At 48.9% G+C, this 22985-nt stretch carries 17 protein-coding genes; 11 read left to right on the top strand and 6 right to left on the bottom strand.

Going from position 1 to position 22985, the window contains the following annotated elements:
- The first annotated feature begins 71 nt into the window (after nucleotides 1–71).
- Together BLA28_RS12430 and BLA28_RS12435 are read left to right on the top strand one after the other, a co-directional pair.
- Entirely contained in the window at nucleotides 72–971 is a 900-nt protein-coding gene (locus BLA28_RS12430; protein WP_044967278.1) for a LysR family transcriptional regulator, read from the top strand.
- Between the two features lie 2 nt (nucleotides 972–973).
- Nucleotides 974–1579: an HAD family hydrolase gene (locus BLA28_RS12435; RefSeq protein WP_069158989.1), complete on the top strand. Its 606-nt coding sequence runs from the start codon at nucleotides 974–976 to the stop codon at nucleotides 1577–1579.
- Between the two features lie 167 nt (nucleotides 1580–1746).
- On the opposite strand, the gene BLA28_RS12440 is transcribed toward BLA28_RS12435, so the two are convergent.
- The 5 genes from BLA28_RS12440 to BLA28_RS12460 all read right to left on the bottom strand — a co-directional run bounded on the left by BLA28_RS12440 (nucleotide 1747) and on the right by BLA28_RS12460 (nucleotide 5702).
- Nucleotides 1747–1980, bottom strand: coding sequence for a hypothetical protein (locus BLA28_RS12440; protein WP_069159152.1), 234 nt, complete (start codon nucleotides 1978–1980; stop codon nucleotides 1747–1749).
- A gap of 10 nt (nucleotides 1981–1990) precedes the next feature.
- Nucleotides 1991–3280, bottom strand: a complete 1290-nt coding sequence (locus BLA28_RS12445; protein WP_044967280.1) for an MFS transporter — start codon at nucleotides 3278–3280, stop codon at nucleotides 1991–1993.
- A 372-nt stretch (nucleotides 3281–3652) separates the two neighbouring features.
- A complete protein-coding gene (locus tag BLA28_RS12450; RefSeq protein ID WP_069158990.1) occupies nucleotides 3653–4429 on the bottom strand; it encodes an alpha/beta fold hydrolase in 777 nt (258 codons plus the stop codon).
- 2 nt (nucleotides 4430–4431) lie between these two features.
- Complete coding sequence (locus BLA28_RS12455) at nucleotides 4432–5034, bottom strand: TetR/AcrR family transcriptional regulator (RefSeq protein ID WP_069158991.1); 603 nt, start codon at nucleotides 5032–5034, stop codon at nucleotides 4432–4434.
- A 200-nt stretch (nucleotides 5035–5234) separates the two neighbouring features.
- Nucleotides 5235–5702 carry an NUDIX hydrolase gene (locus BLA28_RS12460; protein WP_242880649.1) on the bottom strand — a complete coding sequence of 156 codons (468 nt, stop codon included), beginning with the start codon at nucleotides 5700–5702 and terminating at the stop codon, nucleotides 5235–5237.
- A 484-nt stretch (nucleotides 5703–6186) separates the two neighbouring features.
- Here BLA28_RS12460 and BLA28_RS12470 point away from each other — a divergent pair, with 484 nt between their 5' ends.
- From BLA28_RS12470 to BLA28_RS12500, 7 genes are all read left to right on the top strand, one after another.
- Complete coding sequence (locus BLA28_RS12470; protein ID WP_071699247.1) at nucleotides 6187–6693, top strand: SEC-C metal-binding domain-containing protein; 507 nt, start codon at nucleotides 6187–6189, stop codon at nucleotides 6691–6693.
- 12 nt (nucleotides 6694–6705) lie between these two features.
- Nucleotides 6706–7170 (top strand): C-GCAxxG-C-C family protein, encoded by a 465-nt coding sequence (locus BLA28_RS12475; protein ID WP_207647407.1) that lies wholly within the window; start codon nucleotides 6706–6708, stop codon nucleotides 7168–7170.
- A gap of 238 nt (nucleotides 7171–7408) precedes the next feature.
- Nucleotides 7409–8695 (top strand): S8 family serine peptidase, encoded by a 1287-nt coding sequence (locus tag BLA28_RS12480; protein ID WP_069158994.1) that lies wholly within the window; start codon nucleotides 7409–7411, stop codon nucleotides 8693–8695.
- A gap of 326 nt (nucleotides 8696–9021) precedes the next feature.
- Complete coding sequence (locus tag BLA28_RS12485; protein ID WP_069158995.1) at nucleotides 9022–10383, top strand: GH1 family beta-glucosidase; 1362 nt, start codon at nucleotides 9022–9024, stop codon at nucleotides 10381–10383.
- Nucleotides 10380–13427, top strand: a complete 3048-nt coding sequence (locus BLA28_RS12490; protein ID WP_069158996.1) for a glycosyl hydrolase family 2 protein — start codon at nucleotides 10380–10382, stop codon at nucleotides 13425–13427. Before BLA28_RS12485 ends, BLA28_RS12490 begins: the two co-directional genes overlap by 4 nt.
- Nucleotides 13420–15117 carry an alpha-L-rhamnosidase-related protein gene (locus tag BLA28_RS12495; RefSeq protein ID WP_081330191.1) on the top strand — a complete coding sequence of 566 codons (1698 nt, stop codon included), beginning with the start codon at nucleotides 13420–13422 and terminating at the stop codon, nucleotides 15115–15117. The genes BLA28_RS12490 and BLA28_RS12495 overlap by 8 nt, the downstream gene beginning before the upstream one ends.
- 57 nt (nucleotides 15118–15174) lie before the next feature.
- The gene (locus BLA28_RS12500) at nucleotides 15175–17664 is read left to right on the top strand and encodes an alpha-L-rhamnosidase-related protein (protein WP_069158997.1); all 2490 of its coding nucleotides are present in this window, start codon (nucleotides 15175–15177) and stop codon (nucleotides 17662–17664) included.
- Between the two features lie 71 nt (nucleotides 17665–17735).
- Here BLA28_RS12500 and BLA28_RS12505 read toward each other — a convergent pair whose 3' ends face one another.
- Complete coding sequence (locus BLA28_RS12505) at nucleotides 17736–19937, bottom strand: helix-turn-helix domain-containing protein (protein ID WP_069158998.1); 2202 nt, start codon at nucleotides 19935–19937, stop codon at nucleotides 17736–17738.
- A gap of 341 nt (nucleotides 19938–20278) precedes the next feature.
- Here BLA28_RS12505 and BLA28_RS12510 point away from each other — a divergent pair, with 341 nt between their 5' ends.
- Complete coding sequence (locus BLA28_RS12510) at nucleotides 20279–21910, top strand: type 2 periplasmic-binding domain-containing protein (RefSeq protein ID WP_044966616.1); 1632 nt, start codon at nucleotides 20279–20281, stop codon at nucleotides 21908–21910.
- Between the two features lie 94 nt (nucleotides 21911–22004).
- Entirely contained in the window at nucleotides 22005–22985 is a 981-nt protein-coding gene (locus BLA28_RS12515) for an ABC transporter permease (RefSeq protein ID WP_081330194.1), read from the top strand.

Raw genomic sequence — 22985 nt, forward strand, 5'->3', positions numbered from 1 at the left:
TTGAAAGCATCGGGAAACGACAGTCATGAAGCAGTCCTGCCGGCGGCAGGATCAGCCGGAAGGGAGCAGCGGTGGTTCAGAATCTGGAATATTATAAGGTTTTTTATCATGTGGCCCGCTGCGGTTCCCTTACGCTGGCGGCCCAGGAACTTTCCATCAGCCAGCCCGCCGTGAGCCAGTCCGTCAAGCTTCTGGAAACATCGGTGGGGGTCAAGCTTTTTGTACGCAGCGCCAAGGGAGTGAAGCTGACCAAAGAGGGAGAACTGCTCTATTCCTATGTGGCCGGGGGCTATGAGCAGATTGAAATGGGGGAAAAGAAGCTGAAACAGATGATGGATCTGGAGCTGGGAGAAATCCGCATCGGAGCTTCCGATATGACCCTTCGCTTTTATCTCCTCCCTTATCTGGAACGTTTTCATGAGCTCTGCCCGGGCATAAAGGTTATGGTGACCAATGCGCCGACGCCGGAAACCTTGGTATTCCTGAAAAGCGGGAAAATCGATTTCGGCGTGGTGAGCACCCCCTTTTCAGGCGAGGGCGTACACAGCGAGACCGTCCGGGAAATAGAAGATATTTTTGTGGCAGGAAGACAGTTTTTCCAGTATAAAAATAAAACACTGGATTTACATGACCTGGAAAACCTGCCTCTCATCACCCTGGAGAAGAATACCAGCACAAGAAGCTGCATGGATTCTTTTCTGGCCGAAAACGGCGTGCGCATCAATCCGGAATTCGAACTGGCGACCAGCGATATGATCGTACAGTTTGCCCTGCGCAGCCTGGGCATCGGAAATGTAGTGAGGGATTTTGCCGCGGAATATCTGGAAAGCGGCAGACTTTTTGAACTGCGTTTTAACAAAATGATTCCAAGGCGCCATTTCTGCGTGGTGACGGGAAAAGGGAACCTGCTGTCCGCAGCGGCCCGCAGGCTGCTGGAATTAATACAGACGGAAGAGTACAGAAAGGAATAGGAATGATACGGACTATTATTTTTGATATCGGAAATGTCCTCACCGTTTTCGGATGGAAGAATTTCCTTCACAGCTTCGGCTTCCCTCCGGAAATCGAGAAACGCGTGGGGAAGGCAACGGTGGATAACCCATTCTGGCATGAATTTGACAAAGGATTCTTAAGTGATGAAGAAATGCTGGAGGGCTTTATACGCAATGACCCTTCCGTGGAAAAGGAGCTCAGGGAAATCTATGTGAGCCTCCATGGCATAGTGACAAAGGCGGATTATGCGATTCCCTGGATAAAGGCTCTGAAAAAAGCCGGCTATCAGGTTCTGGTGCTGTCCAATTTCTCCGATAAGGTGAGGCGTGAAAACGGCGATGCCCTTGATTTCCTGGAATATGTGGACGGAGGGATCCTTTCCTATAAGGACGGGGTGATAAAGCCGGATCCCGCTATTTACAGCCTTTTGCTGGAACGGTATGGACTGAAGCCGGAAGAATGTGTGTTTCTTGATGATATGCAGCCCAATCTGGACGCGGCAGCCCGGTTCGGCATACATACGATACTTTTCCGGAGCTATGAAGAGGCGCAGGAAGAACTGAAAAAGCTGGGTGTGGAAGTATGAGGCACAGCCTGCAGAAAGCAATTCATAAATACGCTTATGCCGCGGCAGGGATACCGGGGCGTTAAGGCTGCTGAAGGAGATTCTTTCAGGAATATAGGAAAAAGCAATAAAATACAGGAGTAACAAAAACGGAAGCGGAGAAGGGATATTGCCGCTTCCGTTTTTTGTTACTCTTCCGAATCCTGTTCCTTAAACCTGTCCTTCATCTTTCCATACAGCCACATATAAATCCATAAAAGAATAGGAAGCCCCACAGTCGCCACCAGACAGGCCTGGAACAGCCGGTCTGCGCCGGGAAAATTCAGGCAAGCCACAACCAGGGTAACGACATAAAGCAATACCAGCAGCCCTACACATATCAGGGCCGCTATTTGTTTTGGTGTTTTTTTCTTTTTATCCATTTTTATCTCCTCAGTCATCCACATCAAAAGCTTCCAGCTTGCTCTTTTTAGGAATTGGCTTGCTGTCTCCATGCTTTACGAACAGCATGGTAAAGAAGGCTGCGGTTACAAAAAGGGCAGCATAAGGGAATAACGTATGATATCCTACATGTTCCAGCAGAAAACCGGAAAGAATAGGAGTAACGATCTGCGCGGCCATGGAAAAAGTATAATAAAAACCGGTAAATTTGCCGATGTCACTTCCCTTGCTCATTTCCACCACCATAGGATAGGAATTGACATTTATGGCAGCCCACGCCACGCCGACCAGCGCGAACAGCCCATTGATCCACACATGATATTCCTTTACGGTCGCACCCAGTGCAAACATGGACGCCAGCAATACAACGCCCCCCAAAATCGTTTTTTTACGGCCGATACGGGATGCAATAGCTCCCACAGGAATATAAGAACAAATAGCCGCAATCGTAGCCACCAGCAGACAGTTGGCAAAACCGCCGCCCTGAATCCCCCAGTAAATCTGGGCATATTTGGAAAATGCCGTAGTAACCGCATTATAACCCATAAACCAGAAGGAAACGGAAATCAATATAAGTATCAGACTCCTCTTGACCTCAGGAGCCATCGGTGCGCTGACCGTACCTTCCTCCTGAACCGTACCTTCTTCAATGTCCAAAGCAAGATCAATTTTTTCCCTCTCCTCCCGCAAAGGATTTTCCTTGACTTTCCAAAGCAGGATCAGTACAGAGGCGGCCATAACCAATGCCACAACAAGGAAAATAGGGAAATAATCGGGCTTTCCTGTTTTAGGAATCAGCGTAGATATCAAAATCAGAGAGATAACCCCGCCGACGGCCCCCATCAGATTAATGATGGCATTTGCTTTGGAACGAAGCGGTTTTGGCGTAACATCCGGCATAAGCGAAACCGCCGGCGAACGATAACTCCCCATAGCAACCAACGTAACACACAGCGCGGTCACAAACAGCCCAAGAGAAACAATATTATCAGCAAAAGGCAGAAACAGCATTGCAATAACCGCCGCCGCCGTCCCGCACAAAATAAAAGGCGTACGCCTTCCAAGACGGGTATGTACCTTATCGGAAAGACTTCCGAAAAATGGAAGCATAAACAGCGCCAGCACATTATCCATAGCCATAATACCGCCCGAAACAGTATCGCTGATGTGGAAAGTGTTCTTGAGAATCAGCGGAATAATGCTGTCATACAGCTGCCAGAAAGCGCTGATAGACAGAAAAGCCAGACCTACCAGAATAGTCCGTTTTGTGTTGAGCTTCATAAGAATTACCTCACTTTGCAAGTTTGTCTAGTTCTTATCTAATGATATATCATTGACGCTGAAAGGGCAATGATATAATTGCGCCTGCAATTGTAAAATCAATGAAAAATATTACAAATCACATAAACGCAGTACCATCGTAATCAGTGACTGAAAAACGCCGCCGTATCCATTCCCAAAAAGCAAAATCCCGCCTGCAGCACTGCTGCTGCAGACGGGATCCTGAACTAGGGGAGGAATCCTCCCCGTAATGGGAGGATAAGTAATTATTTATCTTGCGTAATCACAAACCGGAAAATAAACCATCCGATTCATGAATCATCAAAGGAGGGGGTTCCGATGATAATAACAGTATGCCCCGCTGAAAGAAGACTATACAGATTTCAATAAAAATTTTTCTATTTCTTTTTCCACCTGTTCCGGATTATCCAGATTAGTACCATGATGTGCATTTTCAATTATCACTAAACTTGAATTTCGGATATGCTCATGAATGTATTGCTGCTGCCGCCGTGTCATGCTGTCATGGTCACCAATAAGAATTAAAGCAGGGCAAGTGATCTTTGACAGTCCGTCCCTGCTCTCCATACTTGTTACAGCCTTCCAAACACGATTAAAAGCATCATGATTGAGACTGCCTACAACCCTGCGGATATACGGTTTGGCTTCGGGGTTAAAATTTCCCATACCCGCAGATATACTCCATGCAATCCAACTCATAGGCATAAGACGTAAGGAAAAGCGGTTAATCGGAAGAACAATTCGTTCATAATTATTAAACCGGTTGGTACATATCGCTCCTATCAGTATAATACTCTCAACTCGCTCCGCCGCAAAAATTGCTGTCTGAATGGCAACGTGCCCTCCCATGGAAAGACCGCAAATGACTGCTTTTGGAATACTCAGAAAATCCATCATCGCAACTACATCCCGCCAAAATATATCGGGTGACACTTTTCCCGGAGGGAGGGATGATTTTCCATGACCACGGGCATCTAAAGCGATTACCCTATAATCTTTAGAAAAATATCTTATCTGTTCATCCCACTGGTGCATATCCCATGCGGCACCATGCAGAAAAATCAATGGATTGCCACAACCTGTTTCTTCAAAATAGAGCTTTGCGCCTGAGTTTTCAAAGTATGGCATAATCAGCCTCCATTCTCCGGGTTATAAATTCCGGTTCTTAACAATTCGATATACTTATCAAATTCAGAATAAATTTTTTCATCAAAGACTAACCCATGACTATTGACTTCACGCACAAAACCCTCTGCAAGCCACGTGACAGCAGCAATAGCAGTGTTGGGAGAAACCCCTTCTTTCAGCTTTGACCAGTCAATATTAACAGCAACCCCCGCATAGCTTTTTTGTAAAAGCTCTTTGTTTTTATCTTTTATCTCAAAGGCTACATCCGGGTGTTGTTCATAATATGCAGAATATAAGAAATTCCATAAATCAGGAAATTGATTGATAAATGCTATCCTTAAACGCGAAATCTGCTTCAACCTGTCAAAAAAGTCCGTATTGCTTGTATCAACCTCCTTTCCCACACTCTCGCTTAAAGCCGCAGTATAAGTATCATAAATATAAAGATAGACCTGCTTTTTGTTTTGATAATAATGATAGAATAACCCTTTTGATATACCCGCTTCTGCTACAATTTCATCAACTGTAGTTTTTTTATACCCATACTTTGCAAATAAAGCAGCGGCGGCATTTACTATCAAAGTATGCTTTTCCGTATCCTGCATAATATCCCTCCCTTATTGACTAAAATCGTCGGTTTCCTGCATTATAACAAAACCGACGATTTTAGTCAATCCATTTGCTGGAAAAGCTAAGGACGCTGCACCGAATAAAACAAAAAGCATTGAAAGTTTTTACCCCTTCCCTTAATCATGCGCCGCGTTTTTGCTTGCTGGCCTCATCCCAAACCCTTATAAATCGCCATTTAACTTTGTATATATCCTAACTTTTTCAAGAAATCAGCATAGCGAATTTTTTGAACTGGTATCATATGGACAGAATTGACAAAAGCAATATATTCATTTTCTGTCAGCCATCTATATGCTGCTGTTTCACCTTCTTGAAGTGACACTGTTGTTTTGCCACAATCCGTAATACAAAGAAATTGATAGTAAATTGTATCATGGGAAATATACCGGCCTATTTCCTCTAATGAAATCGCTGTAATACCCGTTTCTTCAAACAATTCCCGTTTCGCACAAGTAATCTTGTCCTCACCTTTTAACGCAGAACCACCAGCGGTTGCCTCATAATATCCACCGAAATTTGGTTTGCGGAAATCTCTTTGCATGAGCAAATAATCGCCGTCCGTATGGCGAACTAAGATTTCACATACCATATGATATAAACCATTGGGTATTGGTTCTCCGCGAACTAAATCTTTATTTGCCAACGAGCCATCTTCCCAACCTCTCAAAACTAAAATTTACCATTATTTTATTTTACACATTTTACCATCAAGATGTATATTTTTCTTCTCTCCAATAAGCCTGTATAGCCGCCAAGATAGCGAAAGCAACAAGTTTTTTCTCTCACATAGTATTGTATTCCCTTATACCCACCTGTATCTTTTTTACCTCCCGACTCCGACACCCTTCCCCGCAGAAGAATCTCCTTGTGTCCCTCTCCCTGCCTGGGGCGTCCCGGATTTTCTCCGGCAGGGAGAGGGACACAAGGAGATTCTTCTGCCCACCCACCACCACCCACAGTATGCAATGACCCGCTGGACTTTACCGCCATTTTGTTATATACTATTTCTATTCTGAGCGTCAGCAAAGAAAGATGCGGCTAATCCTGCAGCAGCAATGCTTAAGAAAGCAATGCTGAATAAAAGAACCGGTCCTGACCGGTGAAAATACATGGACGAGGTGATAAAAATGGCATTATTGGAACAATGGAGAGCAATGGCTTACTCTGAAACAGCCAACAAAGCAGATCTGCAGAGACTCTGGGCGGTATATTTTGAAAAGGAAAAAGAGATCTACGCCCAGCTTTTAAAGAATCCTGACGAGGTGGTTACAGGTACCGTAAAGGAACTGGCTGAAAAATATGATGTGGATATCATGACCATGACCGGTTTCCTGGATGGAATCGACGACAGCCTTGTGGAATCCAATCCCATTGAAGAAATGGAAGAGGATACCCAGGTTAGCCTTGGATTTGATAAAGCCCTTCTGTATAAAAATATGGTAGCGGCAGGTGCTGACTGGCTGTATGAGCTGGAAGAGTGGAACGATATCTTTGACGAAGATACGAGGAAGGATCTTTATAAGGAACAGAAATCTTCCACAACTATCGTGAAGGATAAAAAAGTATATCCCAATGATCCCTGTCCCTGCGGCAGCGGAAAGAAATACAAGAAATGCTGCGGTAAAGGCAAATAAGGCGGAATGAAGATGAAAAGCAGGATACAGGATGCAGTTAATATGTTTGAATCGGGCTTTAACTGTGCCCAGTCTGTTTTTGTTACCTATGCAGATATCTTCGGAATGGACAGGCAGACGGCATTGAAGCTTGCCGGGCCAATGGGTGCCGGTGTGGGACGGATGCGTGAAGTATGCGGTACTGTATCGGCTATGGCCATGCTTTCCGGCCTGAAAATGGGCAATACGGATCCTGCCGATGAGGAAGCGAAGACCCGTTCCTATGAAATGGTGCGGAAAATGAGCGATGCCTTCCGTGAGAGAAGAGGCAGCATAATCTGCCGTGAGCTTCTGGGAATGTCTGCCGGAATGCAGCGGGAAGAAAGTGCGAAGCCTTCTGCAAGAACGGCGGAATATTATGCATCCAGGCCCTGCAGCCATCTGGTTGCGGAAGCGGCCGGGATTGTGGAAGAAATGCTTCTTGAAATGGAAGAATAAGGTTATATGAAGAAGAACTCCTGTGCGAAAAGGTACAGGAGTTTTTTATTTTTGGAAAAATCAGAGGGTAAAATCAGCAGCAGGAAGAGCTTGACAATTCTATTTTACTGTAATAGAATGAATGAAAGACATTCTACTGCAGTAGAACAAAAAACAACAGGGAAGCTCCTTCCAGCCTTCCTGATTTGTATACGGCTTCAGCCGTATACGTGCGCAAAAAGCACAGATAGGAGCAAAAATGAAACGATACCTGATGATTATTATGCTGGTTATTATGGTGACATTCTGTATTTCCTGCGGAAAAGAGCCGGGAAATACCGCATCGGATAAGGAAGAGTTTACGGACAGCCTGACGGAAACAGGAAGCGGCCTTGCCCGCCAGGTGGGGCCTTCGGAGGAGATTCGGATATACCGGGGAGAGGAATATATTTCTCTGAAGGAAGATATGGCGGATATCCGCTGGTATGACTGCAGAAATATGGACAAAAAGGAGAAGGCGCTTCTGGAGGGTTGTGTTCCCAATATTACCTTTAACGAAGAGACGGTTTTCCCGGAAGAAATGTCGGATACCTTTCCTGCCAAAGAATATCTGGAAGCAGGGAAAAAGCCCGGACTGGGTGTGGAAGCCCTGCATGAACAGGGGATCACGGGAAAGGGCGTATCTATCGCGGTGATCGATCAGGTCCTTTATACCGGACATCCGGAATATGCGTCCAAGCTGGCTCTTTATGAAGAAATGCATGTCACACCGAATCAGACGGGTTCCATGCATGCTGCCGCGCTTGCTTCTCTGTCTGTGGGAGACAGCTGCGGTGTGGCTCCGGATGCGAAGCTGTACTTCTGGGGATTGGATAATGTGTTAAGCTGGAAAGAGGACGGGGAAAATAATCTTGCATGGGAGGAATATGCCCGCGTGATTGACCGGATTATTGAGGTGAACAAGACATTGCCTGAAAACGATAAAATACGGGTGATTGCCATAGCCAGAGGCTATGATTTTACCGGAGATGAGGAAGAGGATAAACGGCTGCAGGTGATGCTTGACGCTGTGGAGAGGGCCAAAAAGGAAGGGATATTTGTGCTTACCACTTCCACGGAACAGAATTACGATTTCTTTTCCGATTATCAGACAGAAGCGCCCTTTGCGGGGCTGGGGAAAATAGATCCCGCTGCTGATCCGGATTCTGTTGATAATTACACGCTGGGTGCCTGGCAGTGGTCCAGCCCGGATATGTTTGCCAATTCCCTTCTGGTTCCCATGGACGGACGTACCACAGCGGATATGTCAGGAGATACATATGTTTATTATGCCGATGGAGGCTGGAGCTGGACTGTGCCTTATGTGGCAGGAGTTTATGCACTTTGCTGCCAGGTCAGGCCGGATATGACCCCGGAGGAGTTTTACCATGCGGCTATGGAGACATCCACGGAAATTACCCGCATGCAGCCGGGAGGCAGTCAAAGCTGCACCTTTCATGTTATCAATCCTCAGGCCCTTATTTCCTGTTTGCAGGAAGAACGCTGACAGAATTTTTGCGATACGCCCCGTTGGAATATCTGACGGGGCTTTTTTGTGCGTAAAAAAGAGAAGTAAGAGGAAGCGCTCGCTCAGGTATACCGGAAAAGAGCGGAACGGAGCGCTTTCCGTCCATATCTGCGTACATCATTCTTAATAAATATAAAAATATTGTGCGCATGGAAACATTATTTCAAAGGGAAGATAAAATCTTGTGAGTTGTTTTCCTTTCCAGGTATTGATACTATTAGAGATAATACGGAAGTATTGCGCCGATACCGCGGCTGGAGGGCGGCGAAGACAGAGAATTTTTGATAAAGGAGGAAAGGATTCCTATGGAAAAGATAAGGTTTCCTAAAGATTTTATATTTGGCACGGCCACCAGTGCCGCCCAGTTGGAGGGTGCGGCCGGGGAGGATGGCAGGGGGCTGTCGATCTGGGATGCCTTTTCCCGGATACCAGGCAGTATAGCGGATGGTTCCACCCCGGAAAACGCCTGTGACATGTATCACAGGTATGAGGAGGATCTGGATTTGGCGAAGCGGATGAATCTGGACAGCTTCCGTTTTTCCTTTTCCTGGTCAAGAATCCTGCCGGAGGGGAAAGGTAAGGTCAGCCAGAAGGGAATTGATTTCTATAAAAGACTCATAGACGGGATGCGGAAAAGGGATTTGATTCCCAACGCCACCATTTACCACTGGGATCTGCCCTATGAGCTGGAACGGCTGGGCGGGTGGCTTAACAGGGATGTGGTGGACTGGTATGGAGAATATGCATCAATATTGTACCGGGAATTCGGGGATACGGTTCCGCTCTGGGCAACCGTCAATGAACCGATTGCAACCTATGTGGGGTATGCACTGGGCGGTTTTGCGCCGGGCTTTAAGCTGGAAAAATACGGAAGGCAGGCAAACCACCATATTCTTCTTGCCCATGGGGAGGGGATCAGACGTTTCCGGCAGGAAAATCTGAAGGACAGCAAGGCCGGCATAGTCGTGGATGTATGGCAGCATTATCCCCTGCGCCCGGAAAATGAAAAAGACTGTGAAATAGCCCGTCTTGAAAATGAAAAGACATTCCGCTCCTACTTAAACCCCATATTCAAGGGCTGCTACCGCCAGGAACTGCTGCGGTATATGGAAGAAAAGGACTGCATGCCTGTCATAAAAGACGGAGATATGGAACGGATACACCAGCCTCTGGACTTTTTCGGGCTGAACTGCTACAACCGAGTGCTGGACTGTGCGGAACCGGAGTCGGTGCCGGATCGGAAGAAAAATGGCGGGAATTTCATGGAAAATGGAATGGAGTTTTACCCGAAAGCCGTTTATGAAGCCGTGAAAATGCTGAAAAAGGATTATCAGCTTACAATTCCTATATACATAACGGAAAACGGCACCTGCAACTGCAATGAAAGGGTGCAGGAAGACGGACGCATCCGGGATGAGCAGCGGATCGAATATATCCGGGGTAACCTGTACTGGATTGCGAAAGCCATCGAGGAGGGTGCGGATATCAGGGGATATTATGTCTGGTCGCTGCTGGATAACTGGGAGTGGTGCGCCGGCTTTGAAAGCCGGTTCGGGCTGGTGCATGTGGATTTTGACACTCAGAAGAGAACGGTAAAGGACAGCGGCAGATGGTATGCCGGGGTTGCCGGTTCCGGAGAACTGGACTGGAAAGAGGGAGGATTATGATGAGAATTGAGGACAGAGAGCAGCTTTTTGAAAACCCTGCGGGCGAATACAGGGGAAGGCCGTTCTGGGCATGGAACGGAAAACTGACGGAGGAGGAGCTGCTGCGTCAGATCGATATTTTCGGGCAGATGGGTTTCAGCGGGTTTTTCATGCATTCCAGAACCGGGCTGGAGACGGAATATCTGGGGGAGGAATGGTTCCGCCTGATAAACCGCTGTGCAGATTATGCGGCGGAGAAAGGAATGGAGGCCTGGCTGTATGATGAGGATCGGTGGCCCTCGGGATCGGCGGGAGGTATGGTGACAAAAACGGAAGAATACCGGGCTTCTTTCCTGGAAATGAGAGAGTATACCGCACAGGAGTGGGCGGAATATCCGGGGACGGAGAAGGATGTCGCTTCCTTTGCCATAGTATTTGAAGAGGGGGATATGCGGAAGGTACGCCCTTTGAAGCTAAAAGAGCTTCCGGAAAAAGGAGAGACTGCGGTTGTTTTTGGAATCATCCGGGCGGAGTGCAGCGATAATTATAACGAATTCACCTATGTGGATACGATGAGCAGACCCGCCGTGGAGCAATATATTCGGCTGACCCATGAACGCTACGCCCGGGAATGCGGGACACGGCTGGGAGAAAGCATTCCCGGCATTTTTACGGATGAGCCCCACAGAGGCCCCCTTTTCTCCGTGTTTTCCGGCGGAAAAGAAACGGCGGTGCCTTATACCCCCACCCTGTTTGCTGAATTTAAGAAGCGTTTCGGATATGACTTAAAGGAAAGACTCCCGGAGCTCTTTTTCCGGTATGCAGGGGAGGAACTGTCGGCAGCGTCCAGAGATTACATCGAATTATGCCAGGAACTGTTTCTTGAAAATTTTGCGCAGCCAATCCAGAACTGGTGCCATGAGAATAAGCTGCTGTTTACCGGCCATGTCCTCCATGAAGACAGCCTGACGGCCCAGACCGTGATGCAGGGCTCCCTGATGCGCTTCTATGAATATATGGATTATCCGGGAGTGGATGTTCTGACCGAGAAAAACGATAACTGGTGGATTGTAAAGCAGATAGCTTCTGTGGCGAGGCAGCTGGATAAAAAATGGGTGCTTTCCGAGCTGTACGGGTGCACCGGCTGGCAGATGGATCTGGAGGATTATAAGCAGGTCGGCGACTGGCAGGCGCTGTTCGGCATCAACCTTCGCTGCCCCCATCTTTCCTGGTATACGATGAAAGGGGAGGCTAAACGGGATTATCCCGCCAGCATCTTTTTCCAGAGCGCATGGTATCCGGAATACCGGAACCTGGAAGATTATTTTTCCAGGATCAATGTGCTTATGGCCGATGCGGATCCGGTCTGCGGCGTCCTGGTGATCAATCCCATAGAGAGTGTATGGGCGCGTTCCCGCAGCGGGGCTTTCCGCGGCCTGGAATCTGTCCGGGAGGGCATCAACCGGCTGGAAGAAAGATATCGGGATACCTTCCGGATCCTGACGGACAATCATATTGATTTTGATTATGGCGAAGAAGATATTCTCGCCCGGCATGGGAGCGTGCGGGACGGCTTGCTCTGTGTGGGAAAATGTGCCTATCACACGGTGCTTGTGGCAGGAATGGAGACGATGCGCACCACCACCTGGGAACTGCTTGAGGAATACCGGAAACAGGGCGGCAGGCTTGTTTTCGCCGGAGAGGCCCCCGGTTATGTGGATGTGCAGCCCACCGAAAAGGTGCGGGAACTGGCCCGGCGTGCACTGCAGATCCCTTTTGAAAAAGAAAAAATCGTGAGCAGCTGTTCTGCACAGCAGATAAAACTGACAGGAAAAAATGCTTCCGGGGTTGCCGTACAGATGAGGAAAACCGGACAGGAAACATTAATCTTTCTGCTGAATATGGATCGGGATCATGCCGCGGGTAAAGTAACGCTGTCTCTGGAAGAAGACGGTTATCCGGAGCTTTGGGATGCAATGAGCGGAAAAATATCTGCCTGTGTCTTCAGGAAGAAGGACGGCAGAATGGAAATCCCCCTTACCTTCGCCGCAGGGGAAGAGAAGCTCCTTGTAATCACCGCTCAATGCCGGCCGTGCCCCAAACCGGAAAAACACAGCTGGGAGAAAATATCCTGCCTTCCGGAGGAATATGAGTATCAGCTGTCGGAAGAAAACATATGTGTGCTGGATATGGTGCGGGTGACGCTGGAGGATGGAAGAGGGCTGCCCTGCCGTGAGGTGCTGAAGGCAGACAGGGAGCTGCGTGATATCCTGGGAATCCCCTGGCGCGGCGGAGAGATGCTGCAGCCCTGGTATGAGGAGAAGAAAAACGGGATACCTGCGGAGCCGTTGTCTGTGATTGCCATGGAATACCGCTTCGAAGCGGAAGCGGTTCCCCGGGAATGCTCTCTCGTCCTGGAGGATTTGGAGCATGTGACGGGCATTTCATTGGGAGAGACGGAGATTCCTTTGAAGGCGGAGGGTAAGTGGCTGGACACCTGTTTTGACAGAATCAGCCTGCCGTCCGGCTGTATCCGTGAGGGCGTCAATAGCCTGAGAATTACGTATGCTTATTATAAAACCTGCGGAATAGAGGCGGTTTACCTTCTGGGGAATTTTGGCGTGAGGCTGGACGGCGGAAAGAAAAAGGCCGTGCTGACCGAACTTCCCAAAAGACTGAAAGCAGGGGATATCACGGCTCAGGGACTTCCTTTTTATTCCGGCCGAATCCGTTATTTCCTGCCGGATTTGGAGAAAGGGCTTTATAAAATCCGGGTCGCAGGAACGAATGCAGCCTGTGTCAGAGTGATCGGCAGGGAAGATGCTTTGATTATGCAGGCGCCCTATGAAGCCGTGAGCGAAGACACGCAGGCCATCGAGCTGGTCTTCGGCAGAAGAAATACCTTCGGGCCGCTCCATCAATGGCCGGCAGTGGATGCCGCTTACGGCCCCGGAAATTTTGTAACAGAAGGCAGGGCCTTCAGGGATTCCTATGTGCTGATTAAGCAGGGACTTCTGAAGGAGCCGGTTATCCGAAAGGAAAGAAAGGAAGCCGCAGATGAATGACAGAACCATTTTCAGGGTTATGGATAAGGAAACAACGGATACGATTCATCCCGATGAAAGGAAAAGCGCATATCTGCTTCCACGCAGGATTGTGTGGAAGCAGGGGAGGATAAGCAATGAAGAGGTGCTCCTGAAGGAAAGGGAATCCCAGATATCTCTGGCGGCATGGGACGACTGTGTAATGGACAGCACGGACGGGCAGGCCTCCCTTCTGCTGGATTTCGGCTATGAGATCCACGGCGGTATCCGCATTCTTGCCTGGAAGGACAGTACGGACAGGGGGGCGAGGGTCCGGATCCGGTTCGGGGAATCCGTAATGGAGGCCATGAGCGAACCCGGAGGGGAAGGCAATGCCACCAACGATCATGCGAGAAGGGACATCCGTACGGAAATCGGGATGATGAGCATGAACCGGATTGGGGAAACGGGCTTCCGTTTCGTGCGAATTGATTTGGAGGAGGAGAATGCCAGCCTTTCCCTCAAGTCAATAGCTGCGGTGCTGGTATATAAGGATGCTCCCTATCTGGGCAGTTTTTCCTGCAGCGATCCGCTTCTGAACCGTATCTGGGACGTGGGAGCCTACACGGTGCATCTGAATATGCAGGAATATATCTGGGATGGAATTAAAAGAGACAGGCTGGTGTGGGTGGGAGATATGCATCCGGAAACACTGACAATCCGAACCGTTTTCGGAGCAGACGCGTCTGTTGCCAGGAGTCTGGAATTTATCAGAAAAGAGACGCCTCTTCCCGGCTGGATGAACGGAATGGCAAGCTATACCATGTGGTATGCCATTATTGTACATGACTGGTTCATGTATACGGGTGATCTGGAATGGCTACGGAGCCAGGAGGAATACCTGGAAGGCATCAGCAGGCAGCTTTCGGAATGCATCGATGAAAAGGGAAAGGATACGGTGACGGAAGGCCGTTTCCTGGACTGGCCGTCCAGTGACAGGCCTGATGTGGTGGACGCCGGTGTACAGGCCATTCACCTGCTTGCGGCGGACAGCCTGCGGAAGCTGTTTATGGCGCTGGGAAAGCAGGGGTCTGCGGAGGAATGTGCGCGGGATATGGAAAGGCTGGCCTGTTTCCCGGCTGATGCGGATGGATCCAAGCAGGCTGCGGCGCTGCTTGTACTCGCAGGGCTTCGGGATGCGGAAGAAATGAACGGAAGTGTTCTTGCAGAAGGAGGCGCGGAAGGGATGTCCACCTTTATGGGTTATTATATCCTGACTGCCCGTGCGATGGCGGGGGATTATGAAGGGTGCCTTGCATGTATCCGCGACTACTGGGGCGGAATGCTGGAACTGGGAGCTACCACCTTCTGGGAGGATTTCGATGTGAAATGGATGGAAGGGGCGGCGCCTATCGACCGGTTCCCGAAGGAAGGGGAAACCGATGTGCACGGAACTTATGGGGATTACTGCTACAAGGGATACCGTCACAGCCTGTGCCATGGCTGGGCGTCCGGCGTCACCCCCTGGCTGACCGAAAATGTCCTGGGCGTCAGGATAATGGAGCCGGGCTGTACCAAGCTTGAAATAAAGCCCCACCTGGGAAATTTATCATGGGCGAAGGGAACCTTCCCCACTCCTTTTGGCGTTGTCCATATTTCCCATAAGAAAAAGAAGGACGGCAGCATAGAGTCCAAAATAAAAGCGCCGGCAGGAGTGACCGTCATTTCCTGAACCAGGATAGGAAACGGCTTGTGATACGTGCGCCCCGGGCGCACAGAGGGAGAGGGAATGGAAAAGAAAATATTTCAGAAGGCAAGGCCGGTCTTTGTGCCGGGAATGGAAGCTAAGCCGGATACTTTGGCGGCATTCCGGTGTGATTTTACGGTGCAGCCTGGCAAGACCTATAAGCTGGCAATTGCCGCACATACTTTTTACAGAGCATATATAAACGGCGTATTCCTGGGGGCGGGCCCGGCACCTGCGCCCTTTGGCATGCTGAAAGCGGACCGATACCGGCTGGAAGGGCTCAAAGAGGGGCTTAACCGGCTGGCTGTGGAGGTGATTGGTTATGTACCCTCGGAAAATAATTATGCGACACATGAGACCTCCTGTCTGATCGCCGAACTCACAGAGGAGAACAAGGTGATCTGCGCAACAGGGGACGCCGGCTTTACCTGCGGCCTCCTGACACAGAAGGACTGTGAAGCGGAGACCCTGTCCTTTGGGCGGAGAGTCCCTCTTGAGGCCTATCATCTGGATGAGGCATATACCGCGTGGAGGACAGGAGCAATTCCCGGGGCAGCCGCCTGCCGGGAGACAGGAGAAGAGAGGATAATCAGGGAAAGAGGCACGGCCATGCCGGATTTCAGCATTCGGGAAGGCTTTCGGATGCTTGGAATTTACAGTCTCCGGGAACGCCCGGAAGAATGGAAAGCACAGAGCTGGTGGGAATCGGATGCCTATATTGCCCGCTGCGGAGGAGAGGGGATGAAGCGGCCCGCGTACGAAGATTCCCTTCTGGAAGATACGGTTTATGAGGGAAGGCTGGAGGAAGAAAAAGGCACGGACGGCAGATGCATCTATAAGCTTTCCGGACACGAAGCTCCCGCGGCTCTGGAATTTGTTATGGAAGAGGCGGAAACGGGATTTATCGGCATTGCCTTTTCATCGGAAGGGCCGGTCACGGTGGATATTCTCTGGAATGATTATCTGGACGGCCGCGGACTGCTTCCGGTAAAAGCGGATAACGTTAACCGCGTGATACGTCTGTATTCGGAGGGCGGAAGCTTTGCCTTTGAAGCGATGGAGCCGCATTTCCTGAAATACATCAAGGTTATATTCCGGGGAGGAAAACGTGTTTCCCTGGATCGGCTTTATGTGCGCACCTATCATTTCCCGGATTCCCCGGCATCCGGTTTTGTCTGTTCCGACAAAGAAATGAACCGCATTTATGAAGGGGCAAGAAGGACTCTGCTGACGAATTCCCTGGCGTTTTTCCTGGATTCCCCGGAGCGGGAGCGGGGAGGCTGGGCCGGTGACAGCTACTGGACGGGCAGGGCGGCAGCCATGCTGCTTTCCGATACGACCCTGGAACGCAGTATGCTAACGGATTTTCTCGCGGCGGATTACTCCGTGATGCAGGAAGGTTCGTTCCCGGCCTGCTGCAGCGGCGGAGCCAGGAAGGATCCGTGCATGATGTATTCCTGGAACCTGTTTCTGCTGCTGGAGCTGACGGATTACTACAGGAGGACCTGCGATGAGGAAATGAAGGAGGCCTACAGAGAACGTGTAAGCCTGTTCCTGGAGGCTTCCCAGGCTTATAAAAACAGCCTCGGGGTACTGGAAAACATCCCCGGCTCCATGTTCATCGACTGGTCCCAGTCCAACGATGCGTCCCATACGGCCCCCATCTGTACGGCGGCGAACGGTCTCTATGCATTTACCCTGCAGCGCCTGGGAGAAATGTATCACAGGGCGGATTATATAGAGGAAGCGGAATGCGTCCGCACTGTGTTCCGTAAGTTTTATGATAAGGTGAAGGGCAGCAGGAACGATTTGTTCACCATGTATCCCCTTTTGCCGGATTCCATGACGGTCACGGAGGATGGATTAACGGGAAACGGCGCATACAGCGAAGCCGCGCAGTATTATTATTTCTGGACGGGGCTTCTGTCCGTAAAGGACGCGCCTGCCCTGTGGAAAATACTGAAGGAGGAATATGGCCCCTGCCCTGAAAAGTACAGAGGAACCGCACATCTGAGAGTAGGAAACTGCGGTGTGTTCTTCGGATATATGATGAGGTTCGAACTGTTGGCCCGCCATGGGGAAACGGCTTTGCTGGAAAAAGAAATGAAGCACCTGTGCGGCTATATGCTGTCACAGGATCCGGGAACCTTCTGGGAGACGCTCAGCGGAACGGACAGCAGAAACCACGGCTTCGGCGCCTATTACGGCGCGATTCTTATGCGGGTATTTCTGGGAATAGAGATTCCGAACAGGGAAAACAAAAGAGTGTGCTTCGCACCTCATCCGGGCAGCCTGCAATGGGCAAAAGGAACCATGGATACCGCGGACGGACGCATCAGCGCGTTATGGAGCCTGGGCGATGAGGGAATCCGTATGGAAATGAGCGCGCCGGAGGGCTATCAGATTGAGGCCGTCATCCCGGAGGAATACGGCTTCGCCCGCTGTATGACGGTCAATGGAGTACAGACGGACATTTCCGGCCCGATCCTGACAGGTAATAAGCTTTCTTTGGAGCTTCGCAGGAAGGAATGACACCAACGTTGTACATGTCCCAGGCTTCCGGCCGCTGCTTTACAATATGCACGAAGCCGGTACCGGCAGAATCAGCCCTTCCCGTTACGGAACTGGGAAGGAGTAATTCCGATTTCCTGCTTGAATTTGCGGCGGAAGCTGGACACATTAATATATCCTACACTTATACTGATCTGATCAATGGGCATGCTTGTATTAAGAAGCATGTCCTTTGCTTTGGCCAGACGCAGTTCCCAGAGATAATCAGAAAAATTCTTATCGAATTTCTTTTTGAAAAGATAACTCATGTAGGCGATACTCACCTCGAATTTATCCGCGAGTACGGAAATGGAAAAATCGGGCGAGGTATAGCATTCCTGCAGAATCTCCATTATCTGGGAAGCATGCACGGCAGAATTGGCATACTCCGCCTCAAAGGTGGCAAGGAGTTCATCCACATTCCGGGAAATTTCTCCTCCCTTTTCCTGATAAGGACAGCTGCGGCATAAATACAGCGTTTCAAAATAGAGATCGCTGTAATTTTTAAATTTAATATTCATCCGGTTCATGGCATTGATGATGATAGTCAGGATATCGATCAAGACACACCGGATAAAGAAGTCGGGAAAAAGAGTTCCGTTTTCAGAGGCGCTGTCGATCTGGGAAAAGAGCTCTTTTTTCAGTTCATGGGCCTGTTTGAAATCTGGCGTTTTCAGGCATAGGGCAAGGGCATCCAGATTTTTATAAGGATAAGCCAGATTGGAAGGGGAGGGTATCAGGGGAGCGATTTCCGTATAGGAGACCACTGCGGCATCCTGCCGGTACTTATCGGCCAGCAGGGCATTTTCATAAAGGTAGGGGATTTCCAGAGGGGAGGAGGCTCCGTTGCTCACGGCCGCCGTACATCCTGTTTCCCGGCAGTAGTCCGACAGGAGAAGGCGGATGACCTCGTCCTTGTTGTCTTCGATACCCGGATAATTTATCATGAATATCCCATGTGCTTTGCCGGCTTCCAGCAGGGCGCAGGAATTTTTATCGGGCAGGGCGTTCTCCAGATATTCCACAACCTCATTGGCATTGAAATTTTTTCTGGGAAGGCTGATTTTAATTACAAAAATCATGTTGTCCGGTTCGTCGCTGAAAAACTGATCAATATCCATGATTCCGTTCATTTTGGAATTGCTGCTGTCGGAAACGATGGAATCCAGAATGGATTTCTGCATGGACAGCCTGTATTTATCCAGTTTTTTCTGCAGCTCCTTCTTTTCGGACAGCGCCGTGGTGAAGGCGGCGTCTATCTGATCCACATAGCTGCGGCCCGGAAGGGGCTTGTCCACCAGCTTGGTGAGCAGCCTGTGAAGGGGCCAGTAGGTGATCCGCATGGAACAAAGGATCAGGATGATCCCGCAGGCGGCCAGCAGGACCAGTATCATATAAGTATTGCGGAAGGCCAGGCTGACCTGATCCAGTATGGCTTTGTTGGAGGACAGCGCCAGCAGGGACAGATCGCTGGGAAGGCCTTTGTATACAAACATGCTGTCGTCGGAGTCAATGGGATAGCAGCCGGGTTCTTTTACCAGGCCGTCCAGATAGGGCCGGATGGTATCCGTATGAATGCCGGAAACTATCCGGTTATCCGAGGTGACAAGGCAAACGGAGGTGATGCCGTTAAAACTGCCTGTTTCCAGGGTTGTCTGAAGATCCTTGGCACTGATGACATAGAAAATAGAGTAGGATTCCACATTGCTGTTGTAAGGCAGATAGAGAAGCAGGCTGGAGGTTTCGTCAGACAGAAAAATGAGCTGGCTTTTATTGGAGTCCGTATACTGCATCATGGGAAAAGGAAGGTAATGGGTGCCGGTATATACATAATAGATACCGTCCTCCTTATAAACATGCTTGCCGGAGGATAGAATACTGTCCGTTTTATTGTCCACATAGACAATGGTATCTATAAAACTGTTGCTTACCGTATATTCATTCATGCGCTGGGCGGCCTGATAGTTATACCAGTTTTCATTTTTATAACGGGAAAGAACAAGATTGATATCATTGGAAAGAAGGGAATGCACCTGATTGACATCCGACAGATCGTCATCGAGCTGGAGCATGACATTTGTCAGACGTTTATCGGTCTGATCCTTCAAATCCTTAAAGTAAATATGATTCAGCTGCAGGCGGACGGCGAGGAAGAAGCCAAGGAAAAGAATGCTCAGAATGATGAAATAGGATAAAAAATATTTAATGAGCGTAGTATTTTTGCTGCTTGAAAAAAGACGGGCCGTGTATTTCATAGGGTCTCCTTTGTATATCAGAAAATATATGATTATCATACAATAAATGGAAATTAGGCGCAATATCGGTGAACACTTATCCTGCCCGGGCGGACGGAACAGTTTTTAAATAATTTTTTTGTTATTTGTATGTTTACAGCGGAAATGCCGGAAATAAGCGGGGTTCAGGCGGCAAAAGAGGAATACAGAATTTATTTGCAAATGGCAGAATCATGTATCTTGATGATATAGATTTGTAGTACCTATAATAGAGCCAGGCTCACAAAGCAATGGAGAGGCGCCTCCGAGTGACAGATGAGTGGGCATACAAAGGTTTTGACAAAAAACAGGAGGTATTACTTATGAACATGAAAAAGCTTACGGCATTATTCTGTGCTTTTGCAATGACGTTTTCGCTGACGGCATGCGGAGGAGCAAAGGAGACATCGGATGCGGCAGCGGTACCGGAAAGCAGCAAGGCGGCTGAGGGAACTGCGGACGGAGGGGCAGACACAGGGGAAAGCCAGGCATCCGGTGATGCCATAACCTTCCCTTTGGCAGAGACAAAGGAATACAGTGTATTTGCCATTTTGAATCAGGAATACGATTTGCAGGATAATATTTCCATGCAGACCGTAACGGAAGCAGCCAACCTGAAATTTAATTTCCAATCTGTTATGGGAGCGGATTTGAAAGAAAAAAGAAACCTGGTTCTTGCTTCCGGGGAATATCCCGATATGTTTTTCAAGGCAGGCTTTGAGGCGAATGATTTGGAGAAATACGGAAAACAGGGACTGTTCCTTCCGTTAGAGGATATGATCAAACAGTATGCGCCCAATCTCAGCGCAAGGCTGGATGAAATGGACGGCTGGGATTATCTCACATCTTCAGACGGACACATTTATTCCCTGCCGGGCATCGAGAGACAGAATGGCGCGATGACAACCTATTGGATCAATAAAAGATGGATGGATAATCTGGGCCTGCAGGAGCCGAAGAGCCTGGATGAGCTGTATGAGGTGCTGAAGGCATTCAAGGAAGAGGACGCGAACGGAAACGGGGATCCGAACGATGAGATACCTCTGACCGCAACCGATGTGGTGAAACCGGATCTGCTGCTTGCCTACTTTGGCATCCCTTATGATTATGGAACCAAAACCGCTGTGATTGACGGGGAACTGACCTATATCCCCACTTCCGAAACCTTTAAGAAATATGTGGAATATGTGGCAAAGCTTTACCAGGAAGGGCTGCTTGACAAGAATGCATTTACCCAGAAGCATGAGCAGCAGGGAGCCATCGGCCAGTCCGGCGATGTGCTGGGAAGCTTCTTTGATGCAGGCGCATTCCTTACGGTCGGAAGAGATAACGATGACGATTACATCGCCCTCACACCCTTTGAAGACGGGCTCTATCCCCTCGGTACCGGTATTGTTCCCGGAACCATGGTTTTGACGGACACCTGTAAGGATCCTGAGGTCCTGATCGCATGGGCGGATCAGTTCTATACGGAGGAAGGCGGTATCCTGACATGGCTCGGTATAGAAGGAAAAACCTGGCAGATGGATGAGGACGGAAACTGGGAATGGATTGTGGGCCAGGGATACGGCGACGATATTGCGACTGTACGTTCCAGCTCTACCATTCAGGGAGCGGCATACCATCCTTCCATCCAGCCTGATTTCTGGTTTGACAAGATGTCTGAAAAGGTTGATCCGGATGAAGTATACCTGAACGGAGAAAGAGCCAAGGTCGCTGCAAAAGGTGCTGTTCCGCTGCCGATGATGCGCTACAGTGACGGCGATGCCAAGACCATATCAACCATTAAGCCCGACATTGACGCATACATAGACCAGTACGTGGCACAGGTTGCTACCGGAGAACTCAATCTGGAGGACAGCTGGGATGAATATGTGGCAACCGTAGGAAACATGGGCGGAGGCCAGCTGGAAGAAATCTATAAAAATACCTATAAGGAAGCTATAGGAAAGTAAAAAGAATTACAGAGAAACGCATAAGGCCGCTGCGGAATGCTGTAGCGGCCTTATCCTTGTCAGGAATAAAATTAAATTCAAAGGGGGAAAACCAATGGCTGCAGGGACCAAGGGAAAAATGGCCAAACAGAAGAAGGCAGGATTTGCAGGAAGACAGACAGAGAGCTTGCCGGCCCGTCTGCTGAAGGACATGAGAAAAAACTGGATTCTCTATGTGATGATTCTGCCGGTGGTCGTTTATTATATTATATTTGCATATGCGCCGATTTACGGCATCCAGCTGGCATTTAAGGATTATATAGTCAAAAAGGGAATCTGGGGAAGCCCGTGGATTGGAATGGAAAATTTCACCCGTTTTTTCAGCAGCTATAATTTCGGACTGCTGCTCAAAAACACAATAGGAATCAGTGTTTACAGTATTCTGGTGGGCTTTCCCATTCCGATTGTTTTCGCGCTGATGCTCAATTATCTGAAGAACAAATATCTGAAAAAAACGGTGCAGATGGTTTCTTATGCGCCTTATTTTATCTCGACCGTAGTTATGTGCGGTATGATCACTATTTTTCTGAATCCGGATACGGGGATTTTCAATACGATCAGAGGCTTTTTCGGAATGGAAAGCGTTGATTTCCTGGGAAAACCGGAGCTGTTTAAATCGATCTATGTATGGACCGGCGTATGGCAGGGGATGGGATGGAGCTCCATTATCTATATATCGGCCCTGTCCGGAGTGGATTACCAGCTGCATGAAGCGGCTATTGTGGACGGAGCCAACAAGCTGCAGCGGATCCTTCATGTAGATCTTCCCTCCATCAAGCCGACCATTGTCATGCTTCTGATCCTTCAGATGGGCTCCCTGATGAGCGTGGGCTTTGAAAAAGTCTTCCTGCTTCAGAATACACTGAATAAACAGGCCGCCTCTGTTATTTCCACCTATGTATATGAAGTCGGCCTGATTAACAGCGATTATGGCTACTCCACGGCAATAGGCCTTTTCAATTCGGTTATCAATATGATACTGATTGTTGCGGCAAACCAGATCTGTAAGAAATTTACAGAAGAAAGTCTGTTTTAG

This window comes from Eisenbergiella tayi, assembly GCF_001881565.1.
GTDB classification, from domain to species: Bacteria; Bacillota; Clostridia; order Lachnospirales; family Lachnospiraceae; genus Eisenbergiella; species Eisenbergiella tayi.

What these genes read in the sequence shown, in the direction of transcription:
- BLA28_RS12435 (WP_069158989.1), top strand. Translation starts at nt 974, where the DNA reads ATGATACGGACTATTATTTTTGATATCGGAAATGTCCTCACCGTTTTC.
- BLA28_RS12440 (WP_069159152.1), bottom strand. Translation starts at nt 1,980, where the DNA reads ATGGATAAAAAGAAAAAAACACCAAAACAAATAGCGGCCCTGATATGT.
- BLA28_RS12445 (WP_044967280.1), bottom strand. Translation starts at nt 3,280, where the DNA reads ATGAAGCTCAACACAAAACGGACTATTCTGGTAGGTCTGGCTTTTCTG.
- BLA28_RS12450 (WP_069158990.1), bottom strand. Translation starts at nt 4,429, where the DNA reads ATGCCATACTTTGAAAACTCAGGCGCAAAGCTCTATTTTGAAGAAACA.
- BLA28_RS12455 (WP_069158991.1), bottom strand. Translation starts at nt 5,034, where the DNA reads ATGCAGGATACGGAAAAGCATACTTTGATAGTAAATGCCGCCGCTGCT.
- BLA28_RS12470 (WP_071699247.1), top strand. Translation starts at nt 6,187, where the DNA reads ATGGCATTATTGGAACAATGGAGAGCAATGGCTTACTCTGAAACAGCC.
- BLA28_RS12475 (WP_207647407.1), top strand. Translation starts at nt 6,706, where the DNA reads ATGAAAAGCAGGATACAGGATGCAGTTAATATGTTTGAATCGGGCTTT.
- BLA28_RS12480 (WP_069158994.1), top strand. Translation starts at nt 7,409, where the DNA reads ATGAAACGATACCTGATGATTATTATGCTGGTTATTATGGTGACATTC.
- BLA28_RS12485 (WP_069158995.1), top strand. Translation starts at nt 9,022, where the DNA reads ATGGAAAAGATAAGGTTTCCTAAAGATTTTATATTTGGCACGGCCACC.
- BLA28_RS12490 (WP_069158996.1), top strand. Translation starts at nt 10,380, where the DNA reads ATGATGAGAATTGAGGACAGAGAGCAGCTTTTTGAAAACCCTGCGGGC.
- BLA28_RS12495 (WP_081330191.1), top strand. Translation starts at nt 13,420, where the DNA reads ATGAATGACAGAACCATTTTCAGGGTTATGGATAAGGAAACAACGGAT.
- BLA28_RS12500 (WP_069158997.1), top strand. Translation starts at nt 15,175, where the DNA reads ATGGAAAAGAAAATATTTCAGAAGGCAAGGCCGGTCTTTGTGCCGGGA.
- BLA28_RS12505 (WP_069158998.1), bottom strand. Translation starts at nt 19,937, where the DNA reads ATGAAATACACGGCCCGTCTTTTTTCAAGCAGCAAAAATACTACGCTC.
- BLA28_RS12510 (WP_044966616.1), top strand. Translation starts at nt 20,279, where the DNA reads ATGAACATGAAAAAGCTTACGGCATTATTCTGTGCTTTTGCAATGACG.
- BLA28_RS12515 (WP_081330194.1), top strand. Translation starts at nt 22,005, where the DNA reads ATGGCTGCAGGGACCAAGGGAAAAATGGCCAAACAGAAGAAGGCAGGA.